16 protein-coding genes are annotated in these 17196 nt (G+C 48.5%); 8 read left to right on the plus strand and 8 right to left on the minus strand.

All coding sequences use genetic code 11. The annotated features are described in order from the left end of the window. Window positions 1-9 precede the first annotated feature (9 nt). The gene (locus RGU72_RS14160; protein ID WP_322120336.1) at window positions 10-1524 is read left to right on the plus strand and encodes a YifB family Mg chelatase-like AAA ATPase; all 1515 of its coding nucleotides are present in this window, start codon (window positions 10-12) and stop codon (window positions 1522-1524) included. Between the two features lie 147 nt (window positions 1525-1671). Continuing rightward, window positions 1672-2460, plus strand: a complete 789-nt coding sequence (locus tag RGU72_RS14165) for a DUF2076 domain-containing protein (RefSeq protein ID WP_322120337.1) — start codon at window positions 1672-1674, stop codon at window positions 2458-2460. 10 nt (window positions 2461-2470) lie between these two features. Here RGU72_RS14165 and RGU72_RS14170 read toward each other — a convergent pair whose 3' ends face one another. Continuing rightward, the gene (locus tag RGU72_RS14170) at window positions 2471-3109 is read right to left on the minus strand and encodes a histidine phosphatase family protein (protein WP_322120338.1); all 639 of its coding nucleotides are present in this window, start codon (window positions 3107-3109) and stop codon (window positions 2471-2473) included. A 169-nt stretch (window positions 3110-3278) separates the two neighbouring features. Further along, window positions 3279-4418 carry a serine hydrolase domain-containing protein gene (locus RGU72_RS14175; RefSeq protein ID WP_322120339.1) on the minus strand — a complete coding sequence of 380 codons (1140 nt, stop codon included), beginning with the start codon at window positions 4416-4418 and terminating at the stop codon, window positions 3279-3281. A gap of 297 nt (window positions 4419-4715) precedes the next feature. Here RGU72_RS14175 and RGU72_RS14180 point away from each other — a divergent pair, with 297 nt between their 5' ends. After that, on the plus strand, window positions 4716-6314 hold the full coding sequence (locus RGU72_RS14180; protein WP_322120340.1) for a DUF1800 domain-containing protein: 1599 nt from the start codon (window positions 4716-4718) through the stop codon (window positions 6312-6314). Between the two features lie 102 nt (window positions 6315-6416). Then, a complete protein-coding gene (locus tag RGU72_RS14185) occupies window positions 6417-7625 on the plus strand; it encodes a DUF1501 domain-containing protein (protein ID WP_322120341.1) in 1209 nt (402 codons plus the stop codon). Here RGU72_RS14185 and RGU72_RS14190 read toward each other — a convergent pair. Next, window positions 7617-9827, minus strand: coding sequence for an ATP-binding protein (locus RGU72_RS14190; RefSeq protein ID WP_322120342.1), 2211 nt, complete (start codon window positions 9825-9827; stop codon window positions 7617-7619). The two genes, RGU72_RS14185 and RGU72_RS14190, sit on opposite strands and share 9 nt — an antisense overlap. A gap of 448 nt (window positions 9828-10275) precedes the next feature. Here RGU72_RS14190 and RGU72_RS14195 point away from each other — a divergent pair, with 448 nt between their 5' ends. Continuing rightward, a complete protein-coding gene (locus RGU72_RS14195; protein WP_322120343.1) occupies window positions 10276-10521 on the plus strand; it encodes a DUF1161 domain-containing protein in 246 nt (81 codons plus the stop codon). Window positions 10522-10647: 126 nt separating this feature from the next. Here RGU72_RS14195 and RGU72_RS14200 read toward each other — a convergent pair whose 3' ends face one another. Further along, window positions 10648-11118, minus strand: a complete 471-nt coding sequence (locus tag RGU72_RS14200) for a nuclear transport factor 2 family protein (protein WP_322120344.1) — start codon at window positions 11116-11118, stop codon at window positions 10648-10650. Between the two features lie 238 nt (window positions 11119-11356). Continuing rightward, window positions 11357-11794, minus strand: a complete 438-nt coding sequence (locus tag RGU72_RS14205) for a hypothetical protein (RefSeq protein WP_322120345.1) — start codon at window positions 11792-11794, stop codon at window positions 11357-11359. 1050 nt (window positions 11795-12844) lie between these two features. Here RGU72_RS14205 and RGU72_RS14210 point away from each other — a divergent pair. After that, complete coding sequence (locus RGU72_RS14210) at window positions 12845-13456, plus strand: GNAT family N-acetyltransferase (RefSeq protein ID WP_322120346.1); 612 nt, start codon at window positions 12845-12847, stop codon at window positions 13454-13456. Between the two features lie 314 nt (window positions 13457-13770). On the opposite strand, the gene RGU72_RS14215 is transcribed toward RGU72_RS14210, so the two are convergent. From RGU72_RS14215 to RGU72_RS14225, 3 genes are all read right to left on the minus strand, one after another. Then, window positions 13771-14610 (minus strand): LytTR family DNA-binding domain-containing protein, encoded by an 840-nt coding sequence (locus tag RGU72_RS14215; RefSeq protein ID WP_322120347.1) that lies wholly within the window; start codon window positions 14608-14610, stop codon window positions 13771-13773. A gap of 73 nt (window positions 14611-14683) precedes the next feature. Continuing rightward, window positions 14684-15571, minus strand: coding sequence for a sensor histidine kinase (locus RGU72_RS14220; RefSeq protein ID WP_322120348.1), 888 nt, complete (start codon window positions 15569-15571; stop codon window positions 14684-14686). Then, the gene (locus RGU72_RS14225; protein WP_322120349.1) at window positions 15568-15933 is read right to left on the minus strand and encodes a hypothetical protein; all 366 of its coding nucleotides are present in this window, start codon (window positions 15931-15933) and stop codon (window positions 15568-15570) included. The genes RGU72_RS14220 and RGU72_RS14225 overlap by 4 nt, the downstream gene beginning before the upstream one ends. 357 nt (window positions 15934-16290) lie before the next feature. Here RGU72_RS14225 and RGU72_RS14230 point away from each other — a divergent pair, with 357 nt between their 5' ends. Both RGU72_RS14230 and RGU72_RS14235 read left to right on the plus strand, forming a co-directional pair. Further along, a complete protein-coding gene (locus tag RGU72_RS14230) occupies window positions 16291-16803 on the plus strand; it encodes a hypothetical protein (protein WP_322120350.1) in 513 nt (170 codons plus the stop codon). A 69-nt stretch (window positions 16804-16872) separates the two neighbouring features. Then, window positions 16873-17130, plus strand: a complete 258-nt coding sequence (locus RGU72_RS14235) for a TIGR03643 family protein (protein WP_322120351.1) — start codon at window positions 16873-16875, stop codon at window positions 17128-17130. The last annotated feature ends 66 nt before the right edge of the window (window positions 17131-17196 follow it).

Genomic DNA, 17196 nt, shown 5'->3' on the forward strand with positions numbered 1-17196 from the left:
CAAACAATAATGTCACTCGCCGTACTAAAAAGCCGTGCCCTTACCGGGATGGAGGCACCAGAGGTCACTGTGGAGGTGCATCTGGCAAATGGTCTTCCCGCGTTCACGATTGTTGGTCTGCCCGAAACTGAGGTCAAAGAATCTAAAGATCGTGTCAGAGCGGCTTTACAAAATGCGCGGTTCGATTTCCCTACCAAAAGGATTACGGTCAATCTGGCACCCGCAGATTTGCCTAAAGAATCTGGCCGGTTTGATTTGCCGATTGCCCTAGGTATTTTGGCGGCGTCTGGTCAAATCCCGGGGGACGCTTTAGATCAGTACGAATTTGCAGGGGAATTATCGCTATCTGGTGAGTTGCGCCCTATCCGTGGCGCGCTGGCGATGACATTTGCGATTTGTAAAAACACCCAAAATCCACGCGCTTTTATTTTGCCTCGCGCTAATGCGGATGAGGCCGCACTGGTCAAAGACGCCACCATCTATCCGGCGGATTCGCTACTACAGGTGTGCGCCCACTTCGCCGGTTTTGATGCAGCGGCGAAGCTCAAGCCGCATCAGGTGACTACGGTTACGCAACGTCAGCCTTATCCCGACTTTATGGAAGTGAAAGGGCAACTGCAAGCCAAGCGCGCTTTAGAAGTTGCGGCAGCAGGCATGCATAGTGTTTTGATGGTGGGGCCGCCCGGTACCGGAAAATCTATGTTGGCGGCGCGCTTCCCGGGGATTTTGCCAAGCATGACAGATCAGGAAGCATTGGAATCTGCCGCGGTGCAATCCTTGACGAGCGGCTTCTCGGTGTCTAAATGGAAGAACCGCCCTTTTAGGTCGCCGCATCACACAGCGTCTGGGGTTGCACTGGTTGGCGGAGGTAGTGTCCCGCGCCCCGGAGAAATCTCGCTCGCTCATCGCGGTGTATTGTTTTTAGATGAGCTGCCTGAATTTGACCGTCGTGTTTTAGAAGTCTTGCGTGAGCCGCTGGAGTCTGGTCACATTACGATTTCGCGAGCGGCGCGGCAAGCGGATTTTCCGGCTAAGTTCCAACTCATCGCTGCAATGAACCCCTGTCCATGTGGCTATTTTGGACATACCAATGGCAAATGCCGCTGCACACCGGACAATATCGCTCGTTATCAGGACAAAATTTCTGGTCCTTTGCTGGATCGTATTGACATGCAAATCCAGGTCGGCGCATTGCCGCATCAGGATTTATTGAAACAAGCGGACGGCGAAACGACTGCCGCAATTCATGCGCGGGTTGAGGCGGCTTTTGAGCGGCAAATCGCGCGCCAAGGTAAAACCAATAACCATTTATCGACGACAGAGATTGATCAGTATTGTCAGCCCGACCAAGCTGCCGAGGAGCTTTTGCGAAATGCCATGATCAAACTCAACTGGTCAGCACGGGCCTACCATCGGGTGCTGAAAGTAGCGCGCACGATTGCCGATCTTGCCAATATTGCGCAAATAGGTCAGCCACATGTTGCTGAGGCGATCCAGTATCGCAGAGCATTAAAAGAGCGCTGAAGAACGTTGGGAGCGAATTAAGAACCGGCTGGAAACAGTGAATTCAGGCTTATCCCTTGAAATGCGCCCATTCGCAGCAAGATAAGTTTCATTGTATGCACCGCATTTACTCTATTACTCTGCGCACACCTCTCCAAGGAGCAATCCATGTCCCCCAGCGAAATTCAATTATTGCAAACTTTTTTAACGCAACTGGTGCAAACCCAGGCCTTGAATAAGGATCAGCAGGCACAAAGCATGATTGCCGATGCCATCGCACGCCAGCCGGATGCGGCTTATTTGTTGGTGCAACGTAGCTTGTTGTTAGAACAAGCGGTGTCCAACGCGCAAAGTCAGATCGCACAGTTACAAGCGGAAAACGCGGAACTCAAAGCCACGCGTGGCAATACTGCCAGTGGATTTTTGCAAGCCACCAATACGGCTTGGGGCAACAGCGTCAGTAGTCCGCCAATCAACGCACCAATCAGCTCACCGTCGGCAGCTTCCTCCATCAATGCGACCAGCGCAACAAACGGGACGCCGTTGGCAAACCCGACCGCGCCAGCTCTGGCACCCGCATTTACGAACCAGATGGCATCTGCGCCAAGCTCTGGCTTCTTCGGCGGCAACGCCGGCAATATGCTGGGCACCGTTGCGGCAACTGCTGCTGGTGTCGCAGCAGGCGCATTTTTGTTTCAGGGAATAGAGAATTTAGTTGGCAACCATCACGGAATGAATGCCGGAACGAATCGAGAAACCAACCCGGCAGCCAGCCTCAGTAATGCTGACAGCGGTTTCATCCCGAATTCCTCTAGTGAAGATAAAACTGCTGCCGATAACAGCAATAGCAGCAATAGCAGCAACCATGACAGCAACAGTTTGGCCGATGCCAGTGGAATTGACGATATCAGCAGCATGGATGACAACGCTGGCGCTGACATCTTAGATGATATTTAAGCTGGAGCGCTTAATCAGGTCTCGGATAAACCTCGCGGGACAGCATTTTCCCGCTTTGATCCAGCTTGATTAATACCATCTCACCGGCGGCGGTATCTACCCCAGAATACGCCGAGATATTGACTTGATGCGTGACTAAAATCAGTGCTTTTGAGCCTTTGGTTTTGATCGCGCTTTGAATAAACGTCGGTAAATCACTGGGCGCTAAGGTCGCACTATTCTTCTCTTCAAAAGTCGATGCCAGCGCGTTTTCTGGCGTGACTGGTCCAAAACCCAAGAGACGCGCCGTATCGCTCGTCCGGCACCAAGGACTCGCATACACCGCTGCGGTTTGTATGCCCTGCTGTTTTAACCACTGACCAATTCGTTTTGCCTGGGTGATGCCTTCATCGCTGAGGTTTCTTTGCGTCTTACAATCGCCCAGCTTGAAATTGGCGGGATCACCAACGCCGGGCGCTCTGGTATGGCGCATCATTAATACATAGTCTGGGGTTGCTAACTTCATTGCTAACTTCGTTGCTAACTCAGTTGATAACTTAGCCGCAAGCTTTTGAGTTAGCGGAGGAGTCGGCTGCGGAGCTGGCTCACTGGTTTGGCAACAGGCATTACCTGCGAAAAAGAGTGACAAAATTAGGAGTAATCGCTTCATCGGTGTGTCCCTTGCAATCTGGTTTTTCATCAAAATCAATCAATAAATCTCTATGAAACAAAATATACTCCCAGTAGGTATATTTATATTATCCATATAAAATTTGGACAATAAGCCGATTTCAAATAAAAATAAGGGGAGTATATTGATCTATTCTACTTTTACTCAATTATGGAATCGCCAGTAAAGTCGCCTGCAACAGCCCTGCAGCCGGACCTTTGTTGGCCCAGGTCTGGCTTAAATCGACATCGCCGTTGGTGCTGATCATGATCAGATAAGCTTCGTTTTTGATGTCCACCAAATTGAGTGTGCGGATACCGCCTATCCAGCCTTGGCGCTCGACGATCATGCTGGCGGGTTTATCCGCCTTGGCAGAAAATGGATAAGACCAGACGCCCAATGCACCGCCAACGGCATTCGGTTTCACCATCTCAGCGCGGCTGGCTGGGGACAACAACCTGCCCCGGCTAAAGGCCTGATCAAAAGCCAATAAATCCCGCAAGGTCCCAAAAGTCGCTCCCGCGGCACCGTAGCTGGCAAAGTTGATTGGGATTTCTGGATTGCCGCTGACGATGCCATGCACATGGCTTAGATCGTCGTAATTTGGCGGACTGTACATACCGGAATGGGTCATTTTGGCGGGATTGAATATCTTTTGCTGCAATAACTTTTGATATTTGATGCCAGTAACTTTTTCTAGCAGCGCACCTAAGACGATGAAATCGCAATTATTGTAATCAAATGCTTCACCTGGCGCGCGCTGCAAAGGGGCGGCGCAGACTGTTGTGGCGTTTAGCTGCATGTCACCGGATGCTGGTGTGCGGGCGAAATAAAACTGCGGTAACTTATCTGGATTAGCCAAGCCAGACATATGCAACATCAACTGCCGGAGGGTGATTGCCCGCGCTGCCTCATTAGGGAAATCCGGCCAGAATTTGCCCAGCGGCATATCCAACGCCAGCTTACCGGCATCCACCTGCTGCATCACCATGACCGAGGTGAATAACTTGGTAATTGAGGCGTATCGAAACACGCTGTCTTTGCTCAAAGCAGGCTGCCCGGTTTGCGGCTCGCCGACGACTTTCTCTAACAAGACCTGATCGCCGTGCGCAGCTAATACCAAGCCCTTAAATCCGTCGGCCTCTAATTTGCTGACTGCGGCCTCAAGCCCGGGATTTAGGGCTGGATCAGATGCGGTATTGGGCGCTGCCAAAGATAAAGACGAGACCGACGACAGAGATAACAGAGCGCTAACGCATATGCTTACGACTAAAAAAAGCTTTTTCCGGGACTTCATCAGACCTGACATGGCGACTCCAGACAAGATTAAAAGATCAACTGACGGCTGCTATGTTGCGTCATCAGGACTTACGCAAACCGCCCTAGCTTAGCCACAACTGAGTTACAGCCGAGTTGCAGCCGAGTTACAGCCTGTTACTAAATTTGCAGATTCAGCGAAAAAACCATGATAACTTTTTTCCTTGTGCTGCGTTGTAACTAGACGGCAAAGTCGCTTTCTATACCAGATGCAAATACTGCAAAGCGGGCGGGTAGCAATTTCACATCAGTTAAATTTCATCTGATTATCGATTTACGAAGGTCGATCATGACAACCAATTCTCTCACTCTGGCGCGCTGCGGGATCAAGCTCGCTAACATCACCAACATCGCCGGCTTAGGCTCACTATTATTACTGGCAAGCTGCGCGAATACGCCGCAAAACCAAACCACGCAAGTTAGTAACGCCCCCGTAAGTCATGTGCTGGAAGCCGCACACGTAGACGCAGACAAACTACTCAACCGGATTACCTGGGGCGCCAATGCGTCGTCCTCACAAGAATTGCGTGCGGCGGGCATGGATCGTTACCTTGAGCAACAATTGCGCGGCCGTGTTGCCATCTTGCCGCCGGCAATACAGGCACAAATTGATAGTATGACGATTACCCAGCGGCCTTTTGACCAGTTAATGCAAGATCTGGAAACCCGTCGTATCACCGCAGAAAAACAAAAGGGTATTGACGACACGCTGGGCAAAGATTACCAACAAGAATTATCCCGTCTGGCGAAAGAGGCCGCAACCAGATCACTATTGCGCGCAGTGTATTCACAAAACCAATTGCAAGAACAGATGAGCTGGTTTTGGATGAATCATTTTAATATTCATAACGGCAAAGCCAACGAACGCGCCTTGTTGGGCGACTTTGAAGAACGTGCGATTCGCCCCAATGCTTTGGGCAATTTCCATGATTTATTACGCGCCACGGTATTGCATCCGGCGATGTTGCGTTATCTTGATAATGACCAAAATGCGGTCAATCGTATCAACGAAAACTATGCCAGAGAATTGATGGAACTACACACCATGGGTGTCGGCAGCGGCTACTCCCAAGGCGATGTGCAAGAACTTGCGCGAGTGCTGACTGGTTTTGGGGTCAACCAAAATCCCGACACGCCCAAGATGAAAGCCGAACTGCAACGACTATATGTACGCAACGGTATTTTTGAATTCAATCCACAGCGCCACGATTTTGGCGATAAAAAAATACTCAACAAAGTCGTACATGGTCGCGGCCTGCCAGAGTTGGATGAAGTCATCACCTTGCTCAGTCGCCAGCCTGCAACGGCGCAATTTATCAGCCGCAAACTTGCGATTTATTTTGTCTCTGATACACCGTCCGATGCGCTGGTATCCAAAATGGCACAACGGTTTTTACAGACTGATGGCAATATTCCAGCGGTCTTGCGCAGCATGTTTGAGTCGCCAGAATTTATCGCCTCGCTGGGCAATAAGTTTAAAGATCCTATGCATTATGTCGTCTCTTCAATACGTCTGGCTTACGACGGCAATCCCATCATGAACACCGGCCCGATGCTGAATTGGCTCAATATGCTGGGGCAACAGACTAATGGTAGGCAAACCCCCGATGGCTATTCCATGCAAGAAAGTGCCTGGGCCAGCGCTGGGCAAATGGCGATGCGTTTTGATGTCGCAAAATCGCTGGCAAACAATAATCCTGGCTTATTCAAAATAGATAACCAGCCAGCACCGCCACGCCCACCGCAACCAGCCTTAGTTAACTCGCCTTATGTCAAAAATTGGGCGAATAGCTTCAGCGTGGGAACCCAACAAGCACTGATGCAGGCTAATTCGCCACAAGAATGGAACGCGTTTTTTCTGGCGTCGCCAGAGATGATGCGTCGATGATTTGCTACCCAGTTTCACTAAACGATAGCCCAAAAATTGGTTAGCCGCGCAGTCCAATGACTTAGCAGACCAATATCAGCACACCAGTAAAAAGGAATTATCATGAACCGTCGTGATCTACTCAAAGCATTTGCCGCACTGTCTGCCACCAGTATCAGCAGCAGCCTGTTTGCCGCACCAGCGACCCAAAATCGATTACTGATTGTATTTTTGCGTGGGGGATACGATGCCAGTAATTTACTGATCCCGACGTCGAGTAATTTTTATTACGAGGCGCGTCCCAATATCGCTATCGCCCGCCCGATGAGTGGAAATAACCCCGGTGCCACTGCAGACCTGAATGCCGCATTGGAACTGAATGCGGACTGGGGCTTGCACCCCGCTTTGCGCGACAGTATTTATCCCTTATATCAAAAAGGAGAAGCTGCCTTTATCCCATTTGCGGGTACGGACGATCTTTCGCGTAGTCATTTTGAAACCCAGGACAGCATAGAACTGGGGCAGCCTTTGGTTGGTACACGTAATTTTCATTCGGGTTTTTTAAATCGTCTGGCGGATGTGTTGAATGGTACGCCAGCCATGTCATTTACCGATCAATTACCGATCGTCATGCAAGGCAAGGCGCGTATTGCCAACACGTCACTAAGGTCGCCTGGCAAATCCAATGTGGATAATCGCCAGAGTAAAATCATTACGCAAATGTATAGCCAGACCGGTCTGGCGCAGCAAGTCACCGAAGGCTTTGCGGTGCGCGAAGAAGTCTCGCGCGAGATGCAAGAAGAGATGAATTCAGCTAACCGCAATGCGATCTCGACCAAGGGCTTCGAACTGGAAGCAAGACGCATCGCCAAAATGATGCGAGAAAAATATGCGCTCGGCTTTGTCGATGTCGGTGGTTGGGATACCCACGTCAATCAAGGCGGTGCCAGCGGCACATTAGCCAGTAAATTTGATGAACTGGGACGCGGACTGGTCGCATATCAGCAAGAAATGGGCGACGCCTGGCGCAATACGACGGTGGTGGTGCTAAGTGAATTTGGTCGTACTTTCCGCGAAAACGGCAAGCGCGGCACCGATCATGGGCATGGCAGTGTGTACTGGGTTTTAGGTGGCGGTATCAAAGGTGGCCAGGTCGCCGGTGAGCAAATTCAGCTGGAACAACCCAAATTATTCCAAAACCGCGATTACCCCGTATTGAATGAATATCGCGCCGTATTGGGCGGATTATTTGCGGGTATTTACGGCCTGAATGCCAGCCAGTTGGACCACGTATTTGCCGGAGTCAAAGCACGTAATATTGGTTTAGTCTGATGCTGGATCGGCAGTTGGTGGTGAGTTTGACGAAGGTGACATGGGCGATGGCAAAGCCAAGGACGAGATCGGCAATTCAATATAAAAACATGTCCCCGCTTCTGCGTGCTGGCCTTCATATCCGATCTCGCCATGCATTTGATGCATGATCGCCTGGGTGATCGCCAACCCCAGTCCCGTGCCACCTTTGGCGCGGGTGTCAGAAGAATCTGCCTGCGAGAATTTTTGAAAAATCCGCTCGCGGAAATCTTCAGGAATACCGCTACCCTGATCGATCACTTCTACCCGCACTTTATTCACCCCAGATAACTTCACCAAGAGTTGTACATCCGCACCCTTAGGAGAATATTTACAGGCGTTTGACAGCAAATTGGCCATCACTTGCTGAAACCGCCCCTCGTCTACATTGACCGATACCGCCGGAATCTCTTCGCTCAGCGCAATCCGCACGCCCAAGTTTTGAGCAAATGCCTGGTTAGTTTGTACCGCGCTGATTAATAAGTCACGTAATGGCAAGGTCTGGAAAGAGAAATCCATTTTGCCCGCTTCGATTTTTTGGCTATCTAATAAATCATTAATTAAGCGCGTCAGGCTCTCGCTATTTTTATGTGCAATCGTAATCAGCATCTGCGCTTTTTCTGGAATGGCACCAACCACGCCGCCTAGCAGCAAACTTAACGAGCCGCGTATCGAGGTTAACGGTGTGCGCAACTCATGGCTGACGGTAGAGATAAATTCACTCTTCATCTTCTCCATCTTGCGTCGCTCGCTGATGTCACGCACGATGACGATCAGTTTGCGATGTCCTGATATCTGGTAGCGGCTGATCGATAATTCAGCGGGGAATAAGCTGCCATCTTTGCGCATGCGCTCGGCCTCCAGATAAATCATCCCTGAGCTCACAAACTCGGGATAACTCATCGCCAGCGCCATCAAGTCTTTACTGTCGGGCGGGGTAAAAAACTCTCCGTGCTTGCCAACGACATCTTCAGGATCATACCCATACATCGCTAAAGCAGCTGGATTGGAGGTTTCAATATTACCGTTCTCATCGACCATGATGATGCCATCGGCTGCGTTTTGAAATACCGCCAGAAACCGGTCAGACGACTCTTTTAACTCGCGTTTTTGCTGCGTCAGATCTTGTAATAAAGTCGCTTGATTACGGTTGATCACTTCGGCCTGACGCTTTAATTCTTTAGTAATTTCTAAATCAATTTCGCGCCGTTTTAACAAACTAAGCAATAAAGTAAACGCCATGATGACCGCGATCACACCGCCCAAAGCTACGGCAACAATCACGCCGCTGGTACGGCGCCAGTCAGTAAGATAAAGCTCTTCTTCAATCGAAAAATTAATGATCAAAGGATATTTATCCAGTGTCTGGATCGCCGCCATACGCATCAGCGGCTTTCCACCGTCTGCCATTCGTTCAGTATTGGTAATGATCACACCGGATTTCTTTTTCTGATCATGTACTAACTGGTAGGTGCTACCCGTCAGGCTGCGCTTACCCATCAGATCATCACGCTCTGGCCAACGTGTCAGAAAGGTAAAATCATCCCGGAACAAAGTCACCGCGGCACGACCACCAATACTAATTTTTTCGTAAAAACTGGAATAAAAGGAGGGCGACACACCAATAGCAGCGATACCAATAAACTCGCCATCGCTGCCCGTTAAGCGACGGCTGATAAAAAATGTCCATTGACCAGTGGCTTTATTGCGTGTGGAGGTACTGACGTACTCTTTAAGGCTAGCGTCATTTTTTTGTGCGACAAAATAATCGCGGTCGGCACCGTTGAGTGCAACGGAGGGGAAACTACGTGAATTGGCAATCAAATTACCATCAGCATCAAGTATAAAAATCACATCGATCTGCGGCGATAACTTCTTTTTTTCAGCCAATACCTGATGAAACTCCAGCGTGTTGACATGGGTATTTAAATACGCAGAATCGATAGTCCAGCGATCCTGTATTCGCTCCACCACATTATCTAAAGCGAGGTAGGCAGTGCCCATTTGCTGGGCCGTATTTTCGGCCAGCATCAGGCTGAATGCCTCGGTCTGCTTTTGCCATTTTTCAACCTCTTGACCGCGCAATACCCAGATGGAGGCAACGGCAGAAACGATGATCGTCAGCACCAGAAAAATGCCAAGTGCGGCAGCCAAACGACTGGTCTGTTTTCCGTTACTTTTCATTCGAATGGTTTTATCCTGGCAGCACAAAAATTTATCATCGACTTTCGCTATCGTACACCGACTCATGCGGATTCAGATTGGATAGTCAGCATGAATAGTAAAAACAGTGGATGAACCGATAATAATGAGTATCAACGGACTGTCGCCGGCACATCAACTGCACATCAAGCACCCGTCACTTATCGGTATCAAGCGAGCTCTCATTTTTTAGAAAAGTTGGAAGCAGGCTGGACTGTCACAAAATCCTAATAGGTAGAAATGATACGTTTTTACCATCAAAGTATCATGAATAATCATAAATAATCACAAGTGATTGTCGCAGCCAGATTTATGTGCCATTGTTGCACTGAGGGCAAGAGTTAAAATCACAGATCCATCCGCATGGAGCTTGCGCAACATGACTAAGACGATGTTGCCCAAATCCTGACAATGACAAGGAGCGTGTTCAATGAAAAAACTTATCTTAGCAAGCAGCCTGATGTTGGTTTCTACCTCTGGCATGGCAGCCATCAAACCTTGTGCAGAAATCAAAGAAAAGATTGAAGCAAAGCTGGAGGGGAAAGGGGTTAAAAACTATAGGCTGCAAGTAGTCAGTGCAGATACAGAAACCAAAAACCGGGTAGTCGCAAGCTGTGACGGCGGACGTAAAAAAATCATTTACCAAAAATCTCACAAAGCTGACGTCACGGAATAGCGTCTCAGGCAAGCCGGTTTGAAAAACAAACTTCTTAGGACTTACGCAATTGGGACGGTTTTGCGTAAGTCCTGACTTCTACGCCGACAAACCGGGCTGCCAGATATCTACACTAGTTCAGCTCAATTAGCTGCGCTTGCCACGGAAAATCGCCAAGCCTTTGGAAGCTTGGGCTTGCACGGCATTTTTCACCAGCGGCGTCCAGCCCAGTAACCAGCCTTTCAAACCCAAAGCCTGGCGCGACCATTTCCATAAATCAAACTGATCCGTGTGCTGTACGATTTTGCCATCGCGGAAAGCAAAGCTGGCATGAATATCATTGATCACTGTGTTACCAGTTTGCGAGAACGTATAAGTTGCCACCCAATGCGCCTGCCCGCGCTGATCGTCGGCTGAGATACCGTCAAACACGACAGAAAAATTCTGCGCTTTGCTAGTCAGCATGCGCCACATATCCGCCGCCTCTGCACCCTGCAAAGAAGGAAAAACCGGATCAGAAAAAATCACGTCAGCGGCGTAGCAAGCCGCCATCGCTTCGGCATCCAGACGCTGGAAGGCGGTATAAAACTGGGTGATTAATTGGGCATTCGGATGCATGGGATTTCCTTTTCGCGGATCAGGGCACGGCTGGTTTGACTACATCCTTGGTCATGATTCATGGGGTGAATTTTATATACTCCCCCCTTATTTTACAGAAATCGCCTTACTGACCAATGATTATATGGACACATTAAAATACTGTATAGGAGTATCTATTTTACGTAGATAAATATTTTGATGCATCGCCCGCAATCATGCAGTGGCGGCAAATCAGGTTTACTCCACCGGCCACCACTTAATGCTTGGCGGATTTGCCTTTGGCACTAGCACTTTCGCTAGCACTGTCCGATGCCGATGCGCTGGCGGAAGACGCGCTAGCCGAAGCACTTGCACTCGCATCCATCTTGGCATGCGCCTCTGCATCTGTTATCTCCGGCTTGACGGTCTCAATTTTATTCTCGCGCATGTAGTCGCTCATCTCTTTCCAACCGGCATACACAGCAGACCTGGAAGCCTCGGGATTAAGCACATAACAATCTTCCAGCGCGCGGCCAGAATGACGACATGCGCCGCCAGTGGCACGGCCATCGGCCTCTTTGGCGGCGGCCTCTTTAGCGGGATCAGGCAGCCCAAGGCGATCGCAACCCGCCAGCAAAGTCAAAGAGCAAACGCCGAGGCAAAGAGAGGAACGAAGTGACATCGCAGCACCGATCAGATATGGGGATAGCTGCATGGTAACAAATCCTGCCAAGCATTTCATCTTATCTTGGCGGATTTGTTTGCTTGCGCCAGAAACCCCACGTCAACCCAGATTTTCCAGTAGAAGAGCGACGAGCGTGCCTTTGACATGCTGAGTTGCTAGATTAGACGACGGCGCAAATCGCACAATTAGTCGAGTAGGCGTTCTTTTGCAGGTTTGATTTTTTTGTCCATTTAGTCATACAGTTTATTTGACATATTTAAGCAAAGGCAGCTCATGTTCATGCACATTTCAAGAGATTTAGCGCAAGCTTGCGATTTTTATTCCGTCAGTTATTATTGCAAAATTCAAATTAAATCACGTTAGCGCTTTCAACTAACAACACCGTTATCAATATATGCAAAATCCATATACACCTCCGTTAGCAAATTTAGAACTTCCTCCATCCGAAGAAAACAACTCTGGCCAAGGTCGTGGAGTAGTGCCACCGTATGGCGTCAAAGGTTGGAGTTGGGGGGCTTTCTTCCTCAATTGGATCTGGGCAATTTTCAACAAAACATGAATTAGCCTTCTTTGTCTTGTCCCATATATTGGCTTCATTGCTAGCTTTTATCTTGGTTTTAGAGGGGGAGAGCTTGCATGGAAAAATAAACGCCGGGATAGCCTAGAGCACTTTAATCGTGTCCAGAAAAAGTGGTCTGTTTGGGCACTGGCAATAATTATCGGCACTGCCGTCATCGGAATCTTGGCCGCCATTGCACTTCCTGCCTATCAGCAGTATGTTCGTCACGTACATGGGGGCTAACAATTCAATCCAGCCCGCGTAAGTGCGATTAGCGCAGCATAATCGCACTTACGCCGAGTCATCAGATAATTTCTCTTTGTTCGCACGTCTGGCATCTTCACGATTTTCTCGTCAGATAAGCCTAACTTTCGGCGAGCGATAACCTACTTTGCTGTAAGGCTTACGACGCAGGTGTTCATAAATATTTCAAAAGAAGCAGAACAAACTGCTCATTTTTATCCCATCGATTATTATTGCAAAATGAAAATTAAATCACGTTAAACCAGAGGATAAGCACTTTGACCAACACATGGATACAACACCCCGTTCATCTACGCGGTGAAAAGGTGGAGCTTTGCCCTCTTGAAGCAGATCAACTTGACGAACTTTTTAAAGTTGCCTGCAACCCGGAAATTTGGAAGCAAACGTCGGTTGATTACTCGAATCCAGAGATTTTTTATCCGAACTTCAATGCAGCACTAAGTGATCGTAACGCTGGCAAAGCATATCCATTTTTGATCGTTGATTTGATTGATTCGCGAATCATCGGAACGACGAGGCTCCTAGAAATCCACTCGCTGGATAAAAAACTAGAGATCGGCATCACTTGGATTGATACCGCATATTGGGGAACAGGCGTTAACTTGGAGTGCAAGTTTCTATTGCTTCAGTATTGTTTTGAGCATCTTTTGGCGAATCGAGTCCAGTTCAGGGCAAAGGCTGATAACACCAGATCGCGCAAAGCTCTGGAAAAAATTGGCGCCATTTTCGAAGGTATTCAAAGAAAGGACAAAGTTGAGCCTAATGGTAAGCCAAGAAATACTGCTTTCTACAGCATCACGAATGACGAGTGGTTAGAGGTTAAATCGTCTCTAACCGATAAAATTCAAGCAAGGTATGCGTTGGCTTAACCCATGGTTTAACCGCATTTGCTCCAGCATGGCAGCGCATGAAATTGATAGTAGTTATTGCTAGCTTTCAATTCTCTGGATTCGCCGGAATATTCTACGTTAGCTACCTCAGTTTGAATTTGTCGTCCTTGGCAAATATAGATACTCTTAGTGAGTATTTATTTTCTGTCCATATAATGATTGGACAATCTAACATGTCTCACAAAATTAATTGGGAGTATATACATTTTCACTTAATAGCGATCAATGTAGACAGTCTAAAAATTAGATTCTTTTCCTCAACAAACTAGTTCGGGCAGTTACAGCCGTCCCCGCTACATCTGCTGAAAAAGGTGCGCATGGTTGCGGCTGACTTCTAGTTTTTCTGGATGATTTTTTAGTTGGATTAATTGCCGTCCGCGGAAATCGCGCGTCACTTCGGTAATCGCATCGACCCGTACTAAGGTCGAGCGGTGGATGCGCCAGAACTCATCTGGGTCAAGTTCATCCTCCAGCTCTTTGAGGGTTTTTCGGATCAACACTTCGGTAGTTTCTGTTTGTACCCGAGTATATTTTTCATCCGACTGAAAAAACAAAATCTCCCTCGTGCTGATCATGCGCAGGCTGCTGCCGACGCTAGCTTGTATCCAGCGCAGATAGTCGCGCTTGGCTTGCTTTTGCTGCGCAAGCTGGCTCAGCAAATCCATGATCTGCTGGTTTTGTTCAAGATTCTTTGTTTGGTTTTGCGGCGCTTGTGATGGTGTGGCTTGTGCGGTCAAGGCCAAGCGCTTCTGCAATCGCTCGCAGGTTGCGCGCAATCGGTCTGCATCGACTGGCTTGAGTAAATAATCTAAAGCGCCCTGTTCAAACGCCTGCACCGCATACTCGTCATAGGCAGTGACGAATACGATATGCGATTGCCCTACCAGTTCACGTGCGGCCTCGATCCCGCTTTGTCCCGGCATGCGGATGTCGAGAAAAATAATGTCCGGGCGGTGTAAATTCGCCAGTTCGACCGCCGCCATGCCGTTGCCCGCCTCGGCAATGATCTGCAACTCTGGCCAGACTTCGCGCAATCTGGCGCGTAACTGATCGCGCATCGGAGGTTCGTCATCCACGATGAGCGCGGTGAGAGGTGTCAGAGGGGTCGAAGGGGGCGAGATTGGATTCGTCATTTTTTGATTCACAAAAATTCTGTCAAAATTTACTCTACAAATTTAGATTTTGTACTTGTTGATTCAATAGGACTTAAGCACGTCCTGAATACGGTATGCGAATACTCACAATCGCTCCACCGGTAATCGGTGCCTCAATCATTAGCTGCGCATCTTGTCCGTATAAAATTTTTAGTCGCTCACGGATATTACTTAAGCCTATGCCATCATCGGCGTGGACGTTAAAGCCAATGCCGCTGTCTCTGACATTGACTTGCAAATAGTTGCCTGCGGCAGCGGCGCTGACATGGATTATGCCGCCTTCGGTCTTCGGTTCCAGACCATGTTTGATCGCATTTTCAACCAGGGTTTGTAACATCATCGACGGGAAAGCAGCGTCTGCCAGATGCACCGGAACATCGAAATTGACTTGCAAACGTTCACGCATCCTGGCTTGCATAATATTGAGGTAAGCCCGCGATAGCGCAACCTGCTGCCCTAATCTGCCACCGCCCTGCTCGCGCATTTGCGGTAAAGCCGAGCGCAGATATTGAATCAGATGGGCGTGGATTTGTGCGGCCTGTAGCGGATCGGTTTCTATCAGCTGACCAATCAGGGCTAAGGTATTAAACAAAAAATGCGGCTCGATCTGTGCCTGCAAGGTTGCTATCTGCGCTTCCATCAAACGTCGCTCCAAGGCTTCGACATTGGCCTTGGTAGTGGCATCGGCCGCTTTTAAATCAGCCTGACGCTTGCCACCTGCCAGCACTTTGATTGCGACCGAGCTGATGGCAAAAAACGCGCCTAATTCAGGTGTCCGCAATATCGGGCCGACGACCATCATCACCGCAAAACAAACAATGGCCAGATTCTGCCAGGACACCACCGCCAGCCAATCAAAAAACCGCCACCACAATACGGTTGTGGTTTCAACGATGTCTAAAACGATCGTCAAAATACGATTATTTCCATTGGATTTCATTGTCCACCGCCGCTCTGATCGCCCTGATCAGGATGACTCCCCGCTACTGAACGGGAATGCTCAAGACGTGTGGCGCGTTGACGACTTTTTCTGGTGGCTAAGACACTCACCAAAATTAAGAGCTTAATCATTAAAAAGCTAAGAAATAAAACCAGAGCCAAAGGCAAAATGGTCAACACGATGGCTAATGCAATTGACAAGGTGAGCAATTGCGGCGCAGGCAAGCGGCGCACCCAACGCAGACCGGTGCGGGCAAGATCGATGACAGTCGTCCACAATTCGCTCAATAAAGCGGTAACAGCGTCGAATGTGCTTTCTGGTTTTTGTGTTTGCGAGTTGGTTTGTTGTGTTTGCTCTTGCATGATCATGCTCCATTGGTTTGTTAGAAGTTCGCAAGGCATTGCTGCCGATATGCACACTATATTGAGGACCAGCCACCGTCACCAGCACCATACGACCGATTGCTGACTTAAGGGTTTTATTGGTCGATGTGCCGGATAAACGGTAGTCAGGCAAAAACCCAATGCTATCTGTACAAGGACTTCGGCCTTATCTCTGGCTAAATAGCTAATTGGCGCTTGTAACATACAATAGGAGAACTTCTGTAAGAAAAACATTATCTTAGCTGCGTCCGGTTTAACCAAATCATTTGAACTGCCCTTAATTTGAACTTCCCTTATTAACTGATTGTACAAATGCCTTTATTTTTATCCTCAAAAATGCCAAGTCGTTACCCTCACCTGATCGCACTTGCTTGTGCATTTTTATTGTGTGCTTGCTCACCTAAATTCGATTGGCGTGAGGTTCGCGGCAGCGATGTACCTTACACAGTTTTAATGCCCGCCAAGCCCGCCAGTTTTTCACGCGATATGCAGTTGGAGGGTACGCAATTTAAAATGGAAATGACAGGCGCAGACGTAGACGGCGTAAGCTTTGCCATCGGTACCGCTAAAATTGAGGATGCGAGCAAAATTGCTATGGTATTGGCAGCCATGAAAAATGGCATGATCAATAATATCCACGGGTCCATCGTGAGCGAAAAGCCAGGCAAACTTGAGCATTCAGTTGATGTTGAGGCGCACGGCAATTTGCAAAATGGTCAGCCAGTGCTATTGGTCGCGCGGTTTATTACACGTGGACCCTGGGTGTATCAGGCGGTGATTATGGGGCGAGAAAAAGCCGTCACCCCTGATGTGATTGATACTTTTATGACCTCATTTAAAATTAATTAAGTCATTGATTAAGTAAGTAATCGGACTTACGCAAAACCATTATCTTTTTATCTTTGAGACTCACACTGTATGAAATTACCAGAACTTGATACCGCAACAGTCGACCGCGTCATACAAATGGCGTGGGAAGATAGGACGCCGTTTGAGGCAATCCAAGTACAATTCGGGCTGGATGAAAAAAACGTGATCGCTGTCATGCGTAAGTATATGAAGCGATCTAGTTTTGAGATGTGGCGCAAACGGGTCACAGGACGCAGTACCAAGCACCTAGCCTTGCGCGATCCTGAAGTGACGCGCTTCCGTTCAGAAGATCAGCGTACCCGTTGATGTGACTTAAATAAGCTGAATGGGTTAAGAATTGCCGGGGCTAATTTTTAGGCATATCATTAATCC

The organism is Undibacterium sp. 5I1 (assembly GCF_034314085.1).
Taxonomy (GTDB): Bacteria; Pseudomonadota; Gammaproteobacteria; order Burkholderiales; family Burkholderiaceae_D; genus Undibacterium.